The sequence below is a fragment of the Idiomarina sp. genome (assembly GCF_048265525.1).
Lineage (GTDB): Bacteria > Pseudomonadota > Gammaproteobacteria > Enterobacterales > Alteromonadaceae > Idiomarina.
The window spans coordinates 444,986-463,588 of sequence record NZ_JBLXBI010000001.1; the positions used below are offsets into that span (position 1 = coordinate 444,986).

18 protein-coding genes and 1 riboswitch are annotated in these 18,603 nt (G+C 48.3%); of the genes, 6 read left to right on the forward strand and 12 right to left on the reverse strand.

Going from position 1 to position 18,603, the window contains the following annotated elements; translation table 11 throughout:
* Window positions 1–4: 4 nt before the first annotated feature.
* The 5 genes from ACN0TF_RS02160 to ACN0TF_RS02180 all read left to right on the forward strand — a co-directional run bounded on the left by ACN0TF_RS02160 (window position 5) and on the right by ACN0TF_RS02180 (window position 7,183).
* Entirely contained in the window at window positions 5–3,136 is a 3,132-nt protein-coding gene (locus tag ACN0TF_RS02160; RefSeq protein ID WP_417440578.1) for an efflux RND transporter permease subunit, read from the forward strand.
* Window positions 3,137–3,292: 156 nt separating this feature from the next.
* On the forward strand, window positions 3,293–3,430 hold the full coding sequence (locus tag ACN0TF_RS02165; protein WP_417441103.1) for a DUF6404 family protein: 138 nt from the start codon (window positions 3,293–3,295) through the stop codon (window positions 3,428–3,430).
* Between the two features lie 152 nt (window positions 3,431–3,582).
* Complete coding sequence (locus tag ACN0TF_RS02170) at window positions 3,583–5,220, forward strand: CTP synthase (RefSeq protein WP_317496729.1); 1,638 nt, start codon at window positions 3,583–3,585, stop codon at window positions 5,218–5,220.
* Window positions 5,221–5,259: 39 nt separating this feature from the next.
* A complete protein-coding gene (gene eno, locus ACN0TF_RS02175; protein ID WP_417440579.1) occupies window positions 5,260–6,552 on the forward strand; it encodes a phosphopyruvate hydratase in 1,293 nt (430 codons plus the stop codon).
* Window positions 6,506–7,183: a hypothetical protein gene (locus ACN0TF_RS02180; RefSeq protein WP_114981418.1), complete on the forward strand. Its 678-nt coding sequence runs from the start codon at window positions 6,506–6,508 to the stop codon at window positions 7,181–7,183. Before eno ends, ACN0TF_RS02180 begins: the two co-directional genes overlap by 47 nt.
* Here ACN0TF_RS02180 and thiH read toward each other — a convergent pair.
* The 11 genes from thiH to ACN0TF_RS02235 form a co-directional block, all read right to left on the reverse strand.
* Window positions 7,134–8,276: a 2-iminoacetate synthase ThiH gene (thiH, locus tag ACN0TF_RS02185; RefSeq protein WP_417438106.1), complete on the reverse strand. Its 1,143-nt coding sequence runs from the start codon at window positions 8,274–8,276 to the stop codon at window positions 7,134–7,136. The two genes, ACN0TF_RS02180 and thiH, sit on opposite strands and share 50 nt — an antisense overlap.
* Complete coding sequence (locus ACN0TF_RS02190) at window positions 8,273–9,043, reverse strand: thiazole synthase (RefSeq protein WP_417440580.1); 771 nt, start codon at window positions 9,041–9,043, stop codon at window positions 8,273–8,275. The genes thiH and ACN0TF_RS02190 overlap by 4 nt, the downstream gene beginning before the upstream one ends.
* Window positions 9,044–9,046: 3 nt before the next feature.
* Complete coding sequence (gene thiS / locus ACN0TF_RS02195; RefSeq protein ID WP_417440581.1) at window positions 9,047–9,247, reverse strand: sulfur carrier protein ThiS; 201 nt, start codon at window positions 9,245–9,247, stop codon at window positions 9,047–9,049.
* Complete coding sequence (locus ACN0TF_RS02200) at window positions 9,231–9,989, reverse strand: HesA/MoeB/ThiF family protein (RefSeq protein WP_417440582.1); 759 nt, start codon at window positions 9,987–9,989, stop codon at window positions 9,231–9,233. Before ACN0TF_RS02200 ends, thiS begins: the two co-directional genes overlap by 17 nt.
* Entirely contained in the window at window positions 9,979–11,499 is a 1,521-nt protein-coding gene (thiE, locus tag ACN0TF_RS02205) for a thiamine phosphate synthase (RefSeq protein ID WP_417440583.1), read from the reverse strand. The genes ACN0TF_RS02200 and thiE overlap by 11 nt, the downstream gene beginning before the upstream one ends.
* Window positions 11,499–13,205 carry a phosphomethylpyrimidine synthase ThiC gene (gene thiC, locus ACN0TF_RS02210; RefSeq protein ID WP_417440584.1) on the reverse strand — a complete coding sequence of 569 codons (1,707 nt, stop codon included), beginning with the start codon at window positions 13,203–13,205 and terminating at the stop codon, window positions 11,499–11,501. Before thiC ends, thiE begins: the two co-directional genes overlap by 1 nt.
* 83 nt (window positions 13,206–13,288) lie before the next feature.
* A riboswitch (TPP riboswitch) is annotated at window positions 13,289–13,407 on the reverse strand.
* Window positions 13,408–13,447: 40 nt separating this feature from the next.
* Complete coding sequence (locus ACN0TF_RS02215; protein ID WP_417440585.1) at window positions 13,448–14,092, reverse strand: DUF6488 family protein; 645 nt, start codon at window positions 14,090–14,092, stop codon at window positions 13,448–13,450.
* Entirely contained in the window at window positions 14,085–14,837 is a 753-nt protein-coding gene (locus ACN0TF_RS02220) for a formylglycine-generating enzyme family protein (RefSeq protein ID WP_417440586.1), read from the reverse strand. Before ACN0TF_RS02220 ends, ACN0TF_RS02215 begins: the two co-directional genes overlap by 8 nt.
* A 10-nt stretch (window positions 14,838–14,847) precedes the next feature.
* On the reverse strand, window positions 14,848–16,005 hold the full coding sequence (locus tag ACN0TF_RS02225) for a multicopper oxidase domain-containing protein (protein WP_417440587.1): 1,158 nt from the start codon (window positions 16,003–16,005) through the stop codon (window positions 14,848–14,850).
* Between the two features lie 33 nt (window positions 16,006–16,038).
* Complete coding sequence (locus ACN0TF_RS02230; RefSeq protein ID WP_417440588.1) at window positions 16,039–16,431, reverse strand: c-type cytochrome; 393 nt, start codon at window positions 16,429–16,431, stop codon at window positions 16,039–16,041.
* Window positions 16,432–16,566: 135 nt separating this feature from the next.
* A complete protein-coding gene (locus tag ACN0TF_RS02235) occupies window positions 16,567–17,361 on the reverse strand; it encodes a hypothetical protein (RefSeq protein ID WP_417440589.1) in 795 nt (264 codons plus the stop codon).
* An 88-nt stretch (window positions 17,362–17,449) separates the two neighbouring features.
* Between ACN0TF_RS02235 and ACN0TF_RS02240 the strand changes: the two genes are divergently transcribed.
* The gene (locus ACN0TF_RS02240) at window positions 17,450–18,106 is read left to right on the forward strand and encodes a Fe2+-dependent dioxygenase (protein ID WP_417440590.1); all 657 of its coding nucleotides are present in this window, start codon (window positions 17,450–17,452) and stop codon (window positions 18,104–18,106) included.
* Between the two features lie 16 nt (window positions 18,107–18,122).
* Here ACN0TF_RS02240 and ACN0TF_RS02245 read toward each other — a convergent pair whose 3' ends face one another.
* A complete protein-coding gene (locus ACN0TF_RS02245; RefSeq protein WP_417440591.1) occupies window positions 18,123–18,491 on the reverse strand; it encodes a hypothetical protein in 369 nt (122 codons plus the stop codon).
* Window positions 18,492–18,603: the final 112 nt, after the last annotated feature.

The window sequence follows — 18,603 nt, forward strand, 5'->3', positions numbered from 1 at the left end:
TATCATGATTGATGCACTCATTCGCTTTGCGGTTGAACGCCGCTGGTTAGTGGTGGCTGCGACCTTTTTGATTGCGGCCGTTGGTGTGTACAGCACCATGAAACTGCCAATTGATGCGGTGCCGGACATTACCAATGTACAGGTACAGGTAAATACCGAAGCACCGGGTTACTCACCGCTGGAAACAGAACAACGTATCACTTACCCGGTAGAAACGGCTATGGCGGGTATTCCGAAGCTGGATTATACCCGCTCAATTTCTCGTTATGGCTTGTCTCAGGTGACGGTGGTATTTGAAGAAGGCACTGACATTTATTGGGCCCGGCAACAAATCAGCGAGCGGTTGCAGCAGGTTAGAGGGGAGCTGCCGCAAGGCGTTGAACCCGCAATGGGACCCATAGCCTCCGGTTTGGGAGAGATCTTTAACTACGTTGTCAGAGCAAAACCAGGGGCAACCGACGCAGAGGGTAACGCTTATACTGCGGAAAGTCTGCGCACTATACAGGACTGGATCATTAAACCGCAGTTGGTAAAAGTACCTGGGGTTACCGAAATAAACAGTGTTGGCGGCTATGAAAAGCAATACCAGGTTGCACCTCAACCGGGACGTATGCTGGCTTATAAAGTGACCATGCAAGACTTGCTTCGGGCCCTGGATTTGAACAACCGAAACGCTGGTGCCGGTTATATAGAAAAGAACGGGGAACAGTGGCTGGTGCGCTCGCCGGGTCAGTTACAATCTCTGGAAGATATTGGCAATGTGGTGGTATCCAAGCGGGATGATGCGCCGGTTCGGGTTCGCCATGTCGCTGAAGTCAAACTGGGTAAACAACTGCGTACCGGTGCGGCTACATCTAATCAGGAAGAAGTGGTTCTGGGTACCGCCATGATGCTGATTGGTGAGAACAGTCGCATCGTGGCACAAGCGGTGTCTGAAAAGCTGGAACAAGTGCAACAAAGCCTGCCGGAAGGCGTGGTTGCTGAGCCTATTTATAATCGCACTACCCTGGTGGATAAAACCATTGCCACGGTTGAGAAGAACCTTTTCGAAGGCGCGGTTTTGGTTATTGTGGTTCTGTTTATCTTGCTAGGCAATATACGGGCTGCCTTGATCACCGCATGCGTTATTCCGCTAAGCATGCTTTTCGCGATTACAGGAATGGTTACGAATAAAGTGTCCGGCAACCTGATGAGCTTGGGCGCGATAGACTTTGGCATTATTGTCGATGGGGCCGTTATTGTGGTGGAAAACGCCCTGCGACGACTGGGTAATGCGCAACAGCGACTCGGTCGGGTATTAACTACTCAGGAACGTTTAATTGAGGTCATGAAAAGCACGCGTGAGGTATTTAACCCGGCAGTATTTGGCGTTCTCATTATTATGTTGGTGTATCTGCCTATATTTGCATTAAGCGGTGTGGAAGGGAAAATGTTCCATCCTATGGCCTTCACCGTAGTTGCAGCGCTGCTGGGTGCCTTGATTTTCTCGGTCACTTTTGTGCCTGCCGCTGTCGCTATCTTTGTCCGTGGCAATATTAAGCAAGGCGAGAATAAAGTCATGCGCGGAGCTCGTAAAGCTTATCAACCGGTGTTACGAGGTGCATTAAAACTTCCTGTGTTCGTTATTGCTATCGGTTTCGGTTTATTTGCGGTTTCTTTGTTTCAGGCCAGTCGTATGGGGACGGAGTTTTTGCCGCAACTGGACGAAGGTGATATTGCTATGCATGCCTTGCGAATTCCGGGCACAGGCTTGCAGCAGTCGGTTGATATGCAAAAAGACGTAGAAGCGGTGGTGGCGGAATTTGCCGAAGTAAAGCGCGTTTTCTCTAAAATTGGTACACCAGATGTTGCAACGGATCCGATGCCGCCGAGCGTGGCTGATACCTTCATTATGCTGAAGGAACGCAAAGACTGGCCCAACCCGGATAAAACTAAAGAGCAACTGGTCAGTGAAATTCGTATGGCGGTACAAGAGTTACCCGGTAACAAGTACGAATTTACCCAGCCGATAGAAATGCGGTTTAACGAACTGATTGCGGGAGTGCGAGCTGATCTTGGTGTACGTATATACGGCGACGACCTTGAACAACTCAAACAATTGGGTGACTCAGCGGCGGCTACCATCAGAGAGGTTCCGGGGGCTTCCGGCGTGCGCGTTGAGCAAATGACCGGCTTACCTATCTTGTCTGTTGAACCTAAGCGAGACCACTTGGCGTTGCTGGGACTTACCGTCGCTGATGTACAAAGTACATTGCAGAGCGCTGTAGGCGGCATTCAGGCCGGGGTTATTTATGAAGGTGACAAACGTTTCAAATTATTGGTTCGGCTGGACAATGACTGGCGGCAGAACATTGAAAAATTGAAACAGCTACCGGTAGATGTGCCTGCGGCAAATAATCCAGAGCTACAGTATGTGCCGTTAGGTGAAGTAGCTAAATTGACCTTGGCTAATGGACCTAATCAAATTAACCGCGAAAGTGGTAAACGGAATGTCATTGTCAGTGCCAACGTTACTGACCGCGATTTGGGATCATTCGTTAATGCGGTTCAAGAGAGTTTAAACACAAATCTGGATATTCCGACGGGTTACTGGATTGATTATGGCGGCACTTTTGAGCAGTTGCAGTCAGCTTCACAGCGACTGAGTCTGGTGGTTCCGTTGACGCTGCTGCTTATTTTAGGTCTGCTGTATAGTGCTTTTGGTTCTTTAAGCAGCGCATTGATTATCTTTACCGGAGTGCCCCTGGCATTAACCGGCGGGATTTTCGCTTTGTCATTGCGAGGCATGCCTCTGTCTATTTCTGCGGCGGTCGGTTTTATTGCTTTGTCCGGCGTCGCGGTATTAAACGGGGTTGTTATGCTGTCTTTTATCCGGCAATTGCTTCGGGATGGCCTACAGCTAAAAGACGCTGTATTTGAAGGAGCGCAACAACGTCTGCGACCGGTACTGATGACGGCTCTTGTCGCGAGCTTAGGTTTTGTGCCGATGGCGTTTAATACCGGTACAGGAGCAGAGGTTCAACGGCCTCTTGCTACCGTTGTTATTGGCGGTATTATTTCGTCAACGCTTCTGACATTGGTCGTCTTACCCGCGTTGTTTTATTTGGTAAATCGATTTAAACAGGCGAAAACGTAATTTTATTAATGCTTCTTAATAAGCGCGTTCATTTTGAGCGCGCTTTTTTATTGATTTACTCTTAACAAGTTAGTTTGGTTTTATTAACATGATTAAAACATTAAATTCCGATTATTAAGGAAACACTATGAATTCAGGCGCGAAGGATTAGCTGCTATCGGCGCGCCGCTACTTGCTGGCTTATCAGTTGGTCTTATTATGGCTTGCTACTATAGCTTTAGCGCAAAGCGAAACCAATTATCCCGTTGGGAAGAACTGCCCGAAACACATGAGAGCACTGAGCAATATTCCTGACTCTAATCTATCGCTGCATAGGTTTTGATGCCGACGACTAGCATTTAGGCGTCGCTAACGACAGCTTTTATTTGTTGTTAGGGTCGTCTTTCGGTATACTACTTTCCCGTCTGAATGCAATCCCAAATTTGACCTGACCAACTAGGTATCACATGGCGACAAACTATATTTTCGTAACCGGCGGAGTTGTATCCTCGCTGGGTAAAGGCATTGCTGCAGCCTCCCTGGCGGCAATTCTAGAAGCACGGGGCCTTAACGTTACTATCATGAAGCTGGACCCCTACATTAACGTAGATCCGGGTACCATGAGTCCAATTCAGCACGGTGAAGTTTTTGTCACCGTAGACGGAGCTGAAACCGATCTTGACCTTGGTCACTACGAGCGTTTTATCCGCACCCGTATGACCAGCAGCAACAACTTTACCACCGGCCGTGTCTATGAAGACATTATTCGCCGTGAGCGTAAAGGTGAGTTTTTAGGAGCGACCATTCAGGTCATTCCTCACATTACCAACGAAATTAAGCGTCGTGTTATTGAAGGCAGTAAAGGCTTCGACATTGCCATTATTGAAATTGGCGGCACGGTGGGTGACATTGAGTCACAACCTTTCCTTGAAGCCATTCGTCAATTGGGCACGGAAATTGGTCGTGACCACACCTTATTTATGCATCTGACCCTGGTGCCATTCTTAGGCGCTGCGGGTGAGGTAAAAACCAAGCCAACACAGCACTCAGTGAAAGAACTGCGTTCTATTGGTATTCAACCCGATATATTGATATGCCGTTCAGATCGTTCTTTACCGGCAACTGAGCGCTCGAAAATCGCTTTGTTTACCAACGTAGAAGAGCGCGCGGTTATTGGCCTGCGCGACGTTGACAGTATTTACAAAATACCTTCTATGCTAAAAGCTCAGAGCCTGGACGATATAGTGACCAAACGTTTCCGTCTGGACTGTCCTGAAGCCGACTTGCATGAGTGGGAAGAGGTTCTCTATCAGGAGTCGAACCCGAACGGTGAAGTCACGGTTGGTTTTGTCGGTAAATACGTTGAACTGCCTGACGCTTACAAGTCAGTTAACGAAGCCTTAGCGCACGCTGGTCTTAAGAATCGTTTAACAGTGAACATTCGTTATATAGACTCGCAAGATTTAGAAACCAAAGGCACCTCTAAGCTCGAAGACGTGGACGCTATTTTGGTTCCCGGCGGCTTCGGCGGTCGTGGTATTGAAGGTAAACTAATTGCGGCGAAATACGCTCGTGAAAACAATGTTCCGTATTTGGGCATTTGTTTAGGTATGCAGGTGGCAATGATCGAATTCGCTCGTAATGTTGCCGGTTTAGCTGGCGCTAACAGCACGGAATTTGATGAAAATTGTAGCGATCCTGTAGTGGGGCTTATCACCGAATGGATGGACGCAAGCGGTCAGAAAGAATTGCGCGATAAGCATTCTGATTTGGGTGGTACCATGCGCCTTGGCTCACAAGAGTGTCATTTAGAAAAGGGCTCTAAAGCGCTGAAAATGTACGGTAAAGAGACCATTGAAGAACGCCACCGTCATCGTTACGAAGTGAACAACCATTATGTAGAAGCGCTGGAGAAAGCAGGTTTAAAAATTACCGGTTACTCGCACGACAAACAGTTGGTTGAGATTCTGGAAAACCCGAAACACCGCTGGTTTGTGGCAGTACAGTTCCACCCGGAATTCACTTCAACGCCGCGTGACGGGCACCCGTTATTTAAAGGCTTTATAGAAGCCGCTGGCGAATTTCATAAAGAGCGTTTGGGTTAATAACCCGGCTAATGATTAAGCATTAAACAGGATTTAAGCATGAGTAAGATTGTTAAAGTTGTTGGTCGTGAAATTATGGACTCCCGTGGTAACCCGACGGTTGAAGCCGACGTTTACCTGGAGTCTGGCCACATGGGCCGTGCGGCAGCACCAAGTGGCGCATCAACCGGTTCACGTGAAGCTCTGGAGTTACGTGACGGTGATAAATCGCGTTACTTAGGTAAAGGTGTTGAAACGGCGGCTGCCAATATTAATGGCGCTATTGCTGAAAGCTTAAATGGTATTGATGCGATTAACCAGGAAGCTGTCGACAACATTATGTTGAAGCTCGACGGTACCGATAATAAAGAAAATCTGGGTGCGAACGCTATTCTTGCGGTGTCTCTGGCGGTGGCGAAAGCAGCGGCTTTGAGTAAAGGTATTGAGCTTTACGAGCACATTGCTAACCTGAACAACACCAGCGGTAAATACAGCATGCCACTGCCAATGATGAACATATTAAACGGCGGTGAACATGCGGATAATAACGTGGATATTCAGGAGTTCATGATCCAGCCGGTTGGTGCCGAAAGCTTCAAAGAAGGCCTGCGTATGGGCGCTGAAGTGTTCCATGCTCTGAAAAAGGTTCTGCAGAAGCGCGGTTTAAGCACAGCGGTTGGTGACGAGGGCGGCTTTGCACCCAACCTGGCGTCTAACGAAGAAGCCTTACAGGTGATTGTCGAAGCTGTTGAAAACGCGGGCTATAAAATGGGCAGCGACATTACCCTGGCTTTGGATTGCGCGGCATCTGAATTCTACCGTGACGGTAAATACGAGTTGTCTGGCGAAGGCAAATCGTTTACCGCCGAAGAGTTTGCCGACTACCTGGCAGAGCTTTGCGACCGTTACCCCATTATTTCTATTGAAGACGGCCTGGACGAAAGCGACTGGGACGGCTGGAAAGTCTTAACCGAAAAACTGGGCAGCAAAGTTCAGTTGGTCGGTGATGACCTGTTTGTAACCAATACGCGTATTTTAAAAGAAGGTATCGACAAGTCGATTGCCAATTCAATTTTGATTAAATTTAATCAGATTGGTAGCCTGACAGAAACCTTAGCAGCCATTGCGATGGCGCGTGAAGCAGGTTACTCGGCGGTTATTTCTCACCGTTCGGGTGAAACCGAAGACGCCACTATTGCCGATTTGGCAGTAGGCACCGCAGCGGGTCAAATTAAAACCGGCTCGCTGTGTCGCTCTGACCGGGTTGCTAAGTACAACCAATTATTGCGTATAGAGGGCGATTTGAATGGCCAAGCGCCTTACCGCGGACGACAGGAAGTCAACGCTGGCTAATCAACAGGCGGACATATTTCAGCCGCTGGCTCAGCAGGGCGATTTTGCCGAGCTGTGCTCAGCGCTGTATGAACGTGAATTACCGCAACTGGCGCAGGTTAATGATATGCCTGTTGCGGCTCTGCAACGTCGTTTAGCCAGTCTCCCGCACTATATTCGTCACGCCGCTCATGGTTGCCTCAATGCAGTGCAGTATTCGCCGTTAAAGTTGGATGTTCAGAACGCCAGCTGGCAGGCTCCTCAGCCAACTAAAGCTCCTTCAGCCGGTATATCTGCCGAAGGGCAGAGCCAATGGTTTGCTAAACATGCAGCTTTGGGTCTGGTGGTTCCTGTTCGTTATCAAACTCCTGAATTTACGACCATAATGCTCGACAGCATCGACCGTGTGGATCCTGATAAAAAGCGTCTGCATCTGAATTACCGTGGCTGGTTTGATTTTACCGGGCAGGGTGAACATAGTCAGGATACCTTACTCAAGCCTAATAAGCGTGTTATGACCGCAGCCAGCTGTGGACATCAGTGGAATCATAAAGGGCGCGTTAACCCACGCACCTTAACGCTGCGTGAGTTGTTACTGGTGGCTACTCTGGACTGGAAAAAGTTTCAGGTGGCATTGCGGATAGCTCGTTAAGCCAGTCCTGCCATACCGGTTGTAATCCTTTCGCTTTTATTGCCTGCGCCACTTCACTTACTGGCCTGTCGTCATCTATGGAAAACTGTTCCAGCTCTTGTTGCTCGTTGGCGTAACCGCCGGGCTGAGTTTTCGATTCGGCACTGACCGAGGTCACACCTAGCCGAAACAACCCATCACGAAGCGCCTGCTGTTCGCGCGTGGAAAGGCTGAGTTCTACATCGGGGAACCGCAACCGATAGGCGCAAATTAACTGAACCAGTTGTTTATCAGAAATTGTCCTTGCGTTATCGACACCACCGGCACAGGGCCGTAGCCGGGGAAACGACAGCGAATAACGACTGCGCCAGTAGCGTCGCCGTAAATAATCCAGATGCATGGCGGTAAAGGTGCTGTCGATACGCCAGTCCTCCAGTCCAATCAGCGAGCCCAGGCCAATTTTATCGATACCGCATTCGCCCAGGCGGTCGGGCGTTTCAAGCCGCCAGCGGAAATCGCGTTTTTTGCCTTTTAAGTGATGTTTAGCATACGTGGCGGCCTGATAAGTTTCCTGATACACCATAACGGCGTCCAGACCCAGCGTGCGTAATTCAGCGTATTCATGGGTAGCCAATGGCTGCACCTCAAACATGACATAGCTGAAATAGCGTTTGATAATAGGTAGCGCGTGACGAAAATAATCAATACCTACCTTGGTTTCATGCTCGCCAGTCACTATCAGCAGGGTGTCAAAACCTTTGGCTTTTATGGCCTGACATTCCTGCTCGATTTCAGTTGGTGACAAGGTTTTGCGCTTTAAGCGGTTACTCATGGAAAAGCCGCAGTAGCTGCAATCGTTAGCACACAGATTCGATAAATACAGCGGAATAAACAAGTGCAGTGTGTTACCAAAGCGTTGCCGGGTCAGTTGTTGTGAGCGCTCTGCCATAAGGGGCAGATAGGACTCCGCCGCCGGCGACAGTAACGCCATAAAATCGCCCGTATTCAGATGTTTTTTGCTTAAAGCGGTTTCAACGTCAGCCGCGTTTTTACTGTAAAGCTGCAGGCGGGTATCATCCCAGCTGGTCTGCTCCCAGGTAGTATAAAAGCTCATAGCGACTCCAGAAACTCCGTTAACGGGCTGGATGCGGACGCTTTTAGCGAAGCGTTTTGACTTAAGCCTGCTTCAAAGGCCTGACGCCCAACAATAACCGCATCGCGAAAGGTTTTTGACATAGCGACGGGGTCGTTTGCAGTGGCTATGGCGGTATTCACCAGCACAGCGTCTGCGCCCATTTCCATAGCTTCAACAGCGTGGCTTGGCGCGCCAATGCCCGCATCGACAATGACGGGTAGCGATGCTTGCTCGATAATAATCCGTAGGAAGTCTCGAGTAAGCAGGCCCTGGTTTGAGCCTATGGGGGCGCCTAACGGCATAACTGCCGCACAACCAACTTCCTCTAAGCGTTTACACAATACGGGATCAGCACCGCAGTAGGGCAGTACGGTAAAGCCTTCTTTTACCAAAGTTTCAGCGGCTTTTAGGGTTTCTATCGGATCCGGCAGTAAATAGTTGGGGTCGGGGTGTATTTCGAGTTTAAGCCAATGGGTACCTAAAGCTTCACAGGCAAGGCGTGCAGCAAAAATAGCGTCCTGTGCGGTTTTTGCGCCGGAGGTATTGGGTAGTAGCTGTAAACCCAAATTTTTAATGGGTGTGACAATGTCGTCGGTGGGGCGTTCGAGTTCAACGCGTTTTAATGCCAGTGTCACCAACTCGCTACCGGAAGCTGCCAGAGACTTTTGCATAATGGCAGCGCTGCTGTATTTGCCTGAGCCTATGAGTAAGCGGGAATGAAAATCACGATCGGCTATTCTCAGCATGGTTTAACCTCCGGCCACGGCCTGAACAAGTGTAATGGTATCGTTGTCTTTAAGCTCAGTCTGTTGCCATTGCTCGCGGTGTATAATCTGTCCGTTTAAAGCGACGGCAACGGCCGAGGTATCGATATCCTGAGCAGACAATAGCTGCGATAAATTGGTTTTTTCCGTGATATCAAGATGTTTGTCATTAATTTGAATGCGCATTTTGACCTCCGCATACAGGGCATGAAGCGGCCCGGGGTAAATAGAGTTGTTGCCAGTTTTGCGATAAGCCGTTGAAGGTTTGCAAGTAACCCCAGGCAAGCTCATGCCCGGTAAAATAATTAATTGCCTGTAGCGCCTGACTGGATCCCATAATGCCCACAACAGGAGCGGCTATACCCGCGTTACTGCAGTTCAGTGGCTCGGTAACAGCGTCGGGATAAAGGCACTGATAACAGCCGTGCGATTGCTCCGGATTTAACGCGATGAGTTGCCCGTTAAAGCCGCGCGCCGCAGCAGAAATGAGCGGGGTGTTCAGTCGGTAGCAGCTTTGGTTGATCAGGTACCGGGTCTCACGATTGTCGGTGCAGTCGAGGACTAAATCGGCTTGCTCGACGAGTGCATCCAGGTTTTCTTCACAGGCTTGATCTTCAAGAGCGGTTATACGAATATCCGAGTTTAACCGCGACAAAGAATGACCAGCTTGCCGCGCCTTGGACAAACCAATATCGTCGCTGGAATAGAGTGTTTGCCGCTGTAAGTTGCTGAGACTGACGGTGTCATGATCGACCAGTGTGATTTGCCCAACGCCCGATGACGCCAGATATTGGCTGGCAGGACAACCGAGACCACCCAAGCCAATAATCAGCACATGACTTTTGAGCAAATGCTGTTGTCCAACTTCGCCTATTTCTTTCATCAGTATGTTACTGCTGTAGCGCAGAAGTTGCTCGTTACTCAGCATGAGCAACCTCGTTTTCTTTTTTAACCTCGACTTCAACTTCAGTTTCCATCTCCGTCAGTAGCTGACGAACAGCTTGCTCGACGTCGTTCGCAGCAGTTATCGCACTGACAACCGCTATGCCGTTAACACCGGTAGCTTTCACGGGAGCGACTCGTTCTAAAGAAATGCCACCAATAGCGACTGTTGGTATGTTCGTTGGCGCTAATAACGCTACATAGCGTTGTAATCGCTGCAGCCCTTGCGGTTTAGACGGCATAGCCTTGGTCTGAGTTGGAAAGATATGACCTAACGCGATGTAAGAGGGCTTATACACATGGGCGATCAATAACTCGGTGTAGCTGTGAGTGGAAATACCCAGACGCAACCCTGCTTGCTGAATGGCGTTAAGGTTGGCTTCCGTTAAGTCTTCCTGACCTAAATGCACGCCATAAGCGTTGTGCTTAATAGCGAGTTGCCAGTGGTCATTAATAAACAACTGTGCTGAATATTGCTCCGCCAGCTGAATGCTTTTTTTAATAGCGGTTTCCAACTGAGGAGCATCTGGGTCTTTAATACGCAGCTGAAGCGTTTTAATACCGAGTTTTAAGAGCTTTTCTATCCACTGATAAGAATCTACTACCGGATACAGTCCGGGTTCTTGGTCTAGACTGGGAAATTGGAGGTCAACGCAGGGCAACTCCGGCGTTTCAATATTTGGAAAATGTTCAATTAGCTGTGGCCAGTGTGTATGAGCAACAGGGCCTGGTCCGCGGCCTATACCTTTCGCCTCAATCAGGCCCTGATGCACGTAGGCATTAGCGACTGTTATGGCATCCTCAAGTGCATAGTCATGTGCTAGTGCCGCGGCAATGGCTGAAGACAAAGTACAGCCTGTTCCGTGGCTGTGTTTTGTTTTCAATTTCTGCTGAATGTACTGAATATGCTCATTGGCGCTAAGGTAATAGTCAGATATTTCATCGGCGCGACCAAAATCGGAGCCTGTTACCAGAATTCGGGGCAGTCCGGCATGAAAGAGTTGTTCTGCAGCGCGACACATTGAGTTCTCATCAGTAACCTCTAATCCACTCAACCAACTGAGCTCCTCCAAATTCGGGGTTATAATATCAACCAATGGGAGTAACTCCGCGCAGTGTTCAGGCTTGAGTTCAGACAGCCGATCCTGTTGAGTGCTGACAACCACCGGATCCCAGACCACAAAAGTCTGGGGAAGGGTATCAGGCCATTGCTTTAAAAATTCAGCCACCGCCTGTAGCTGCTGTCTGTTGCTGAGCAACCCAATTTTTATCGCAGCAGGGGGCATGTCCTGTTGCAGGCATTCCAGCTGCTGACGAATGGCGTCAGCAGCTAACGGGAACAACCCAGTGGTTTCAACAGAGTTCTGAGCGGTCACTGTGGTTATGACACTGCAGCCATGTACATTCAGACTGCGGAACGTGTGCAAGTCCGCCTGAATTCCTGCGCCACCACCGCTGTCAGAACCAGCGACGGTCCATACGACAGGTACCGACATTATTCTGCTCCTTCGGTCGCCGCGTCTTTCACTTTTACGTCAATGCGAGTGTCAGGATTGTATTGACGCACCTCGTGAGAAATTTTCATGGAGCAGAACTTAGGACCGCACATGGAGCAAAACTGTGCGGTTTTGTTCGAGTCCTGAGGCAGTGTTTCATCGTGATAGCTGCGAGCAGTAACCGGGTCTAACGCCAGATTAAATTGATCCTCCCAGCGGAATTCGAAACGGGCTTTTGACATAGCGTCATCCCGGGCCTGAGCGCCGGGGTGTCCTTTGGCTAAATCGGCCGCATGAGCCGCTATTTTGTAGGCAATCATCCCTTGTTTTACGTCTTCTTTGTTGGGAAGACCTAAGTGCTCTTTCGGCGTTACGTAGCAGAGCATGGCACAGCCAAAGGCGCCGATCATGGCAGCTCCAATACCTGAGGTAATGTGGTCGTAACCAGGTGCTATATCGGTGGTTAGCGGCCCTAAGGTATAAAACGGCGCGCCGTGACAGTGTTTTAACTGCTCATCCATGTTTTCCTGAATTTTATGCATGGGCACATGGCCGGGGCCTTCTATCATCACCTGCACATCGTATTCCCAGGCAATTTGAGTCAACTCGCCGAGTACTCTCAGTTCGGCGAACTGAGCTTCGTCGTTAGCATCTGCTATGGAGCCGGGGCGCAAGCCGTCACCTAAAGACAGTGATATGTCATATTTCGCACAAATTTTGCAGATATCCCGGAAGTGCTGATAAAGAAAGCTTTCTTGCTGGTGCGCCATGCACCATTTGGCCATGATCGAACCGCCACGGGAGACAATACCGGTAACTCGTTTTGCGGTCAGTTTAATGAAGTCGTGCAGTACGCCGGCGTGAATCGTGAAATAGTCCACACCTTGCTCAGCCTGCTCCAGCAGCACGTCTTTAAATACTGGCCAGTTCAGATCTTCGGCAACACCATTGACGCGCTCTAATGCCTGGTAGATAGGCACCGTACCAATAGGCACCGGGCTGTTGCGTAAGATCCACTCACGGGTTTGGTGAATATTACGGCCGGTAGATAAGTCCATAACGGTATCAGCGCCCCAGCGCGTGGCCCATACCAGCTTTTCAACTTCTTCTTCAATAGACGAACTGACGGAAGAGTTACCAATGTTGGCGTTCACTTTAACTAAGAAGTTGCGGCCAATAATCATCGGTTCAGATTCGGGGTGGTGGGTATTAACGGGGATAATTGCGCGTCCACTGGCGACTTCATCGCGCACAAATTCTGGCGTTATGGGGGTTTCAAGGTGCTCTCTACCCATATTCTCCCGCAGCGCAATAAACTCCATCTCAGGGGTGATCACGCCGCGTCTTGCGTAAGCTAACTGCGTAACGCCGTGATTATATTGCTGGTTCTCGCTATGGCGATGCTGAATCCAGTTTTCACGAACCTTTTCCAAACCTGCTTTCACGTCAATTCTGGAGTTCGGATCACCGTAAACGCTGGAGGTATCATACACATCCACCGGATCGTTCGGTGGTAGCTTCACGCCCGGCGTGGGTTGGTGCAAAGTTTCGCTAAGGTGAATGCGGCGAAAGGGAACCTGGATGTCTTTGTTGCTGCCTGAAAGAAATTCACGGCTGGAATTAGGGTAATAATGACCGGATAGCGATGATAAAAAAGATTCAGCCTGTTGGCGGTTTAAACGATTATTCGATGGTGCAGTTGACATAGCATTCTCTCATTTTGTTGATGTTAGAGATGCTTGTCAGGAGTGTTGAAAGGAACACCAGCGCAGAAACGACGGTCGCGTCATGCTGATGCTCTCTTGTTCCCTTCGCAGGTATTAGCCTGATCAGGTTCAACGGATCCCGCAATTGCGGTCTCAGCCAGTAACTTCATTAAGAAAGCTACCGGCACTCCGACAAGATTCTTTTTTAGTGGAACAAAATCTTAGAGCGAATGCAACCGCTGTTAATCGTTAACCAGTTTAGCGACAACTTTAGCTGGCTTCTCCATTGGCTGGCTTAAGCCTTCTATGCGTTCAACAATAAGCCCTTGCTTATCGAGAATAGTGATCAAATTGCTGTGATCAAAATCACCGTCCGGACGCTGTCGATACCTCACGCCAAGTACTGTAGCTAAGGTTCTGATATCCTGCTCCGAACCGTTCAGAAACAGCCAGTTGTCGTTGTTAAGCTGATACTGCTTAACATAGTCAGCGAGTGCCTCGGGTGTATCGCGATCGGTGTCAAAACTCACTATAACGAGCTTAACTTGCTGTTTAGTGTCTTCGTCCAGCTTGCTGTATAAGCGTTTTACGTCATGGACCAACACTGGGCAGGCGGTGGTGCAACTGCCATAAATCATGGAAACAATAACTGGCTGGCCTTCAAGTTCTGAAAGCTTAAGTTTGCTATTCTTATGTGTGTTCCAGGTAGCATCTACCTGGTATACCGACTCGGAGTGAGAGACCTCTGCTGCGTTCATTGCCGTATGATTGCTGTGGTCGTTAGCTGTCTGATTCTTGTGCATATCGTGATGCGAATGATCCTGCGCAAAAGACTGGGCAACAAAGATCAAAGACGCCAGGGCGGTCAATTTTAGCAATTTATTCATGGTCGTTCTCCAGGTCGTATGCGCAACGAAAACCCATAGTGCTGGTAGCACTTTGCGGGGCGTAATCACTGCGCGACTGATAACGGAAAAATGTGGCGTAATTGGCGTTACTAAAACTCGACATAAAGCGTGCTCCGTCGCCACATGAGCCGGAAAGCAAATCGACGTCATCGCCGTTAGTGAGTAATAATTGATAGTCGTCTACCCATTCGTTGACACGGTCGTGCATGTGCATCAATTGGTCTGCATTTGGGTCGACAGCTTGTTGTTTCGCGCTGTGTGGCTGGCTGTACCAGGCAAACAGGTTACGTGCATAATCATCATCGCTGATGTTCTGTTGTTGCCGATATTTGACCGACGCATACTCCCACTCGTTAAGGCTGGGCAGACGCCCGCCTTGTGCGGAGCAGTATTCGCGTGCGGCAAACCAGGACACATAAGTGACGGGCTCATTTTCTTTGCCTTTAGCAAATCCAGTATTATTATCCCAATGCTTCAGGTAATTTCCGTCATGGAATAGGGCAGCGATGTTGTCTCGCTGCCACTGTGGTTGTTCAATGACAAATTCCAGAAACTCTTGGTTAGTGACCGGAGTTGAGTCCAGCATGAAACTTTCCATCTCTATGCTGAGCCGCTCTTTATCCAGTAATACCGGTGGCTTAAACGTACCACCATTGATCAGAACTGGATCGGCGAGCACTAACGGTGATAATAGAACACCTGCAACTCCAAGCCACTTAACCATAAGTTTCCCCTTATTTCTCTTTACGCGGACCGGCAATTAATGCGCCAGCTGCGCCACGCTCTGCATCAGCAAATTCGTGATCGACCAACTTATAGATTCCTTCTTCCGGAACAATAAATTCAATTGTTGCACTGTTACTGGCACCCAGCAGCACGGTTTGCATGCCATACCACTCGTTACGCGGGTCGCCTTCGTACCAGACGCGGTCGAAAATGGCACCAATTACGTGGAAGCTGGAAGTGCCTGATGGACCTGCGTTTAACACATGTAAGCGCACACGGTCACCTTCGTTCGCGCGTAAAGGGTTGTCGCTAAGTGCTGCAACATGGCCATTAAAGGTCACATGACTTGGCTGACGATCCAGGGCTGCACCGTGGTTATAGATGTAGTTACCTTCCGATGCTTCTTCCAGATAGTGCTCTGACTGAACCAAAACGAATTCTTTATCAACGTCTTTGTCAGTTGGGTAGCCATCTTTAGGAGATACTACAACGGCGCCATACTGTCCCATAGCTGTGTGCATGAGTACGCTGGAAGTACCACAGTGATACATATAAGTACCCGCGTAGTTGGCTATCCATTCGAACTCAATAGTTTCACCCGGAGAAATGGTACGCCATTTGTCTTCAGCAGCGACTGTACCACTATGAAAATCCATAGAATGCGGCATTGGGTTAACTACAGGCTGATTGTTCTGATAACCATTGGCTTGTACTTGCTGGAAGAATGGCGAACCATTTTTGACCGGTTTAGTGATAGTCACTTCTTCGTCAGAGCGGTTTTTCATTTTGAAGATAACACGGTCGCCTTCACGTACGTGTAATACGGGGCCGGGTACTGAGCCACCGAATGTCCAGGCTGAATAGCTTACTCCCGGAGCAACCTCTATCTTCTGAGAGAAAACATCCATGCGTACATCGTGAGTTTTGTTACCTTCATAGTCGAGCTCCGCTATGTTTGGAACTTGAGTAAGGTAGTCGCCAACAACCGCCGGGCCATTGTAGTCTTCACGGTAAACTTTAGCTTCTGGTAAGCCATAGATTTTACCGTCAATGACATATTCGCTGTCGTGTTTAAGGCTGAGTTCTTCAGCATTAACCGGAGCTGATGCAGACGCCATAGCGGCCAGAAGAGATGCACTGATAATTGATAAACTTAGAGTTTTCATAATGATTTTTCCTTTAACTGATAACAAATAGGTTTAACGCAAACTGGCAACGGCTTCGGCTGTGATAGTTTCACTGCCATCTGCAAGCTCGGTATTGATGTAGTTAACTAAGGTCGCGATATCGGCGTCTTTCAGATAACCCATGGGCGGCATAGCGCCGTTGTAGTTAGTTCCATTAACGGTGATAGCGCCTGACTTACCCTGAATTATGGTTTCGGCGATATAGGACGGTTTGTCTTTTAGGTTCGGGTTATTTGCCAGTGGTGGAAAAACACCTTGCATGCCCTTACCATTTGGCTGATGGCACGCCTGACAATATTTTTTGTAAACGTTTTCGCCTTCGCTGGCATCGGCTGCCTGGCTTATGAATAAACCAGTGAGTGACACAGCAATAAGTGATACTTTGCAAAGAGATTGAATGCTCATAACGACACCTTAGTAATTGACTTAAGATGCCTTTAGAATACTGCTTTAATGAGCTTTTACGAGTGAAATGAAGGGGTAACTCAGGCCTACTCCTTTATGTGTAAAAGAAGTAAGCCTAATGCAGGTTGGTGGGTATTAAATACTGCGTGCTTCCAGTTCAATACGAGAGGCGGCACCGTAGATTTTACTCGGATCACCTTCGAATTCGCCTTCTGGAGTTGTGGTAGGCCATAGGTTTTCAAGGTTACCGATTACCTTGCGAGTTTCGCTAATGGCTTCTTCAGCTTTGTTTGCTTCTTTATCATTAATGCGGTTTAAACGTTCAAGCGCAATTTCCTTAAAGCCCATGGCGTCCTGATATTCGTGCACGTTAGCGACTTCGCCATTCTGAATGCTAATAGCGTATTCGTCGGCGGCTACCATTAGCATTGATGAAACACTCAGTATGACGTCTTTAGCTGACATTTCAGCAATAGGCTCATTAGCGCTGATAGAGTCCAGCAGAGCCTTGTAGTTGCTCATAACCGTGTCTTCATCTTTATCATTGATGACACTTTCCGCCAGTGTATTTAATGGTTCGGCAAATCCGGGCAAGTCGCGTGCTTCAAATGCTTCAGTGAGGCCACTGTAGAGCTCGTCACCCGGGTGTTTCATGTGAGTTTTAGCCATTTCAATGTGGCCTTGCTCGTAAAGTTTCATGCCCACCCATAAATGGCCGCGGATAAAACCTAGCTGAGCCAGAAAAGCCGTGTCATTGGTGTTTAAATCAATTTCAGGAGCTGACATTTCGCCTTCTGCCATAGGAGCGGCCATAAACATTGTTGGTGCAGCACTCGGCTGCGTGAAGGGCGTTGCTGAAACCTGTGATGCTGCTACAGTGGTGGCCAGAACGCTACCAACACCAAGCCAAACTTTTTTCTTTTCAAACATAGAAAGACCTTAGTATGCTTTTTTGAGAGAGTTAACTCATGTATATTTGCAGAAATGATAACTATTCGCAAGTTAGAAGTGTGGAAGTATGATATTACAAATTAGCAACGCCGTTGATACAGACACCGTAAAGAGTATTGTTGCTGGCCTTGATGCCGGGCAGTTTCGCGATGGCAAAAAAACCGCAGGCTGGGCAGCGAAAGATGTAAAAAATAACCAGCAACTGTCGGGTAAAAAGTCTGAGGCGGCTACTCAGGTGTTGCTGGACAGGCTTCAGAAAAACGCTCTGGTGCAATCGGTAATGCGACCAAAGCAGGTGGCGCGGGTGACTATAAACCGATATCTGCAGGGAGAATATTACGGTACTCACATGGATGATTCCTTGATGAACGGTGTAAGAACCGATATTTCTTTTACGCTGGGCTTGTCACCATTATCGGATTTTGACGGTGGAGAGTTGGTTATTGAGGATGCCAGTGGCGAGCGGAGCTGGCGACTGGGGCAGGGAGATATTCTCATGTATCCGAGCCATTACCTACATCGGGTTAATCCGGTGACTAAAGGTTCGAGGCTGGCAATGATAGGCTGGGTGCAAAGCTTAATTAAACAGCCGAATTACAGAGAGCTACTCTTTGATATAGAGCAATCGTTGAAAGCTGAATTTGATGCAAACGGTAAGTCTGAAAACTTTGATCGTCTGACCAAGGTGTTTCATAACCTGTTAAGAGAATGGGCTGATGTATAATACTTAGCTATGTATATTAATCTTCAGGAACGTTGTAAGCAGAACCATAGCATTCAATATAACTTTCACAGGATCGGTATTTTGAAGAACGGCATTGCTCAACAACTAGCCCATTCCCTCCTCTTTGATAAACTTTGGTTTTTAAGTTGTCAATGATGGCTGACTGATTAGCTTTGGGGTCTTCGAGGTTCTGTTGACAGTAGTTAGCGGATACTCCGCCAAGTGATTCAGCTTGAAATGTGATCATTTGCTGAAATGAATATTCTTTCACCGCAATCATTCGATATTTGTTTTTCGCATAGGGTTCTAGGTTTGTATTAAAGATCGCACTACTACAGCCAATTAGAAAGGCGCTGACTGCTGTTATTAATAAAAATGTTTTCATAGAATTTGGAACTCTTATCTCTGTTGTCTTACCAGATTATAGTTATATTTATTTGTTATCAATAGTTATAACGGGCCGGCGCATTGTCGGCCCGTTAAGTATATAGATCTAA

What these genes read in the sequence shown, in the direction of transcription:
- thiC (WP_417440584.1), bottom strand. Translation starts at nt 13,205, where the DNA reads ATGTCAACTGCACCATCGAATAATCGTTTAAACCGCCAACAGGCTGAA.
- thiS (WP_417440581.1), bottom strand. Translation starts at nt 9,247, where the DNA reads ATGCGCATTCAAATTAATGACAAACATCTTGATATCACGGAAAAAACC.
- ACN0TF_RS02235 (WP_417440589.1), bottom strand. Translation starts at nt 17,361, where the DNA reads ATGTTTGAAAAGAAAAAAGTTTGGCTTGGTGTTGGTAGCGTTCTGGCC.
- thiH (WP_417438106.1), bottom strand. Translation starts at nt 8,276, where the DNA reads ATGAGCTTTTATACTACCTGGGAGCAGACCAGCTGGGATGATACCCGC.
- ACN0TF_RS02190 (WP_417440580.1), bottom strand. Translation starts at nt 9,043, where the DNA reads ATGCTGAGAATAGCCGATCGTGATTTTCATTCCCGCTTACTCATAGGC.
- ACN0TF_RS02180 (WP_114981418.1), top strand. Translation starts at nt 6,506, where the DNA reads ATGGCCAAGCGCCTTACCGCGGACGACAGGAAGTCAACGCTGGCTAAT.
- ACN0TF_RS02170 (WP_317496729.1), top strand. Translation starts at nt 3,583, where the DNA reads ATGGCGACAAACTATATTTTCGTAACCGGCGGAGTTGTATCCTCGCTG.
- ACN0TF_RS02230 (WP_417440588.1), bottom strand. Translation starts at nt 16,431, where the DNA reads ATGAGCATTCAATCTCTTTGCAAAGTATCACTTATTGCTGTGTCACTC.
- ACN0TF_RS02160 (WP_417440578.1), top strand. Translation starts at nt 5, where the DNA reads ATGATTGATGCACTCATTCGCTTTGCGGTTGAACGCCGCTGGTTAGTG.
- ACN0TF_RS02215 (WP_417440585.1), bottom strand. Translation starts at nt 14,092, where the DNA reads ATGAATAAATTGCTAAAATTGACCGCCCTGGCGTCTTTGATCTTTGTT.
- eno (WP_417440579.1), top strand. Translation starts at nt 5,260, where the DNA reads ATGAGTAAGATTGTTAAAGTTGTTGGTCGTGAAATTATGGACTCCCGT.
- ACN0TF_RS02240 (WP_417440590.1), top strand. Translation starts at nt 17,450, where the DNA reads ATGATATTACAAATTAGCAACGCCGTTGATACAGACACCGTAAAGAGT.
- ACN0TF_RS02220 (WP_417440586.1), bottom strand. Translation starts at nt 14,837, where the DNA reads ATGGTTAAGTGGCTTGGAGTTGCAGGTGTTCTATTATCACCGTTAGTG.
- ACN0TF_RS02225 (WP_417440587.1), bottom strand. Translation starts at nt 16,005, where the DNA reads ATGAAAACTCTAAGTTTATCAATTATCAGTGCATCTCTTCTGGCCGCT.
- ACN0TF_RS02245 (WP_417440591.1), bottom strand. Translation starts at nt 18,491, where the DNA reads ATGAAAACATTTTTATTAATAACAGCAGTCAGCGCCTTTCTAATTGGC.
- ACN0TF_RS02200 (WP_417440582.1), bottom strand. Translation starts at nt 9,989, where the DNA reads ATGCTGAGTAACGAGCAACTTCTGCGCTACAGCAGTAACATACTGATG.
- thiE (WP_417440583.1), bottom strand. Translation starts at nt 11,499, where the DNA reads ATGTCGGTACCTGTCGTATGGACCGTCGCTGGTTCTGACAGCGGTGGT.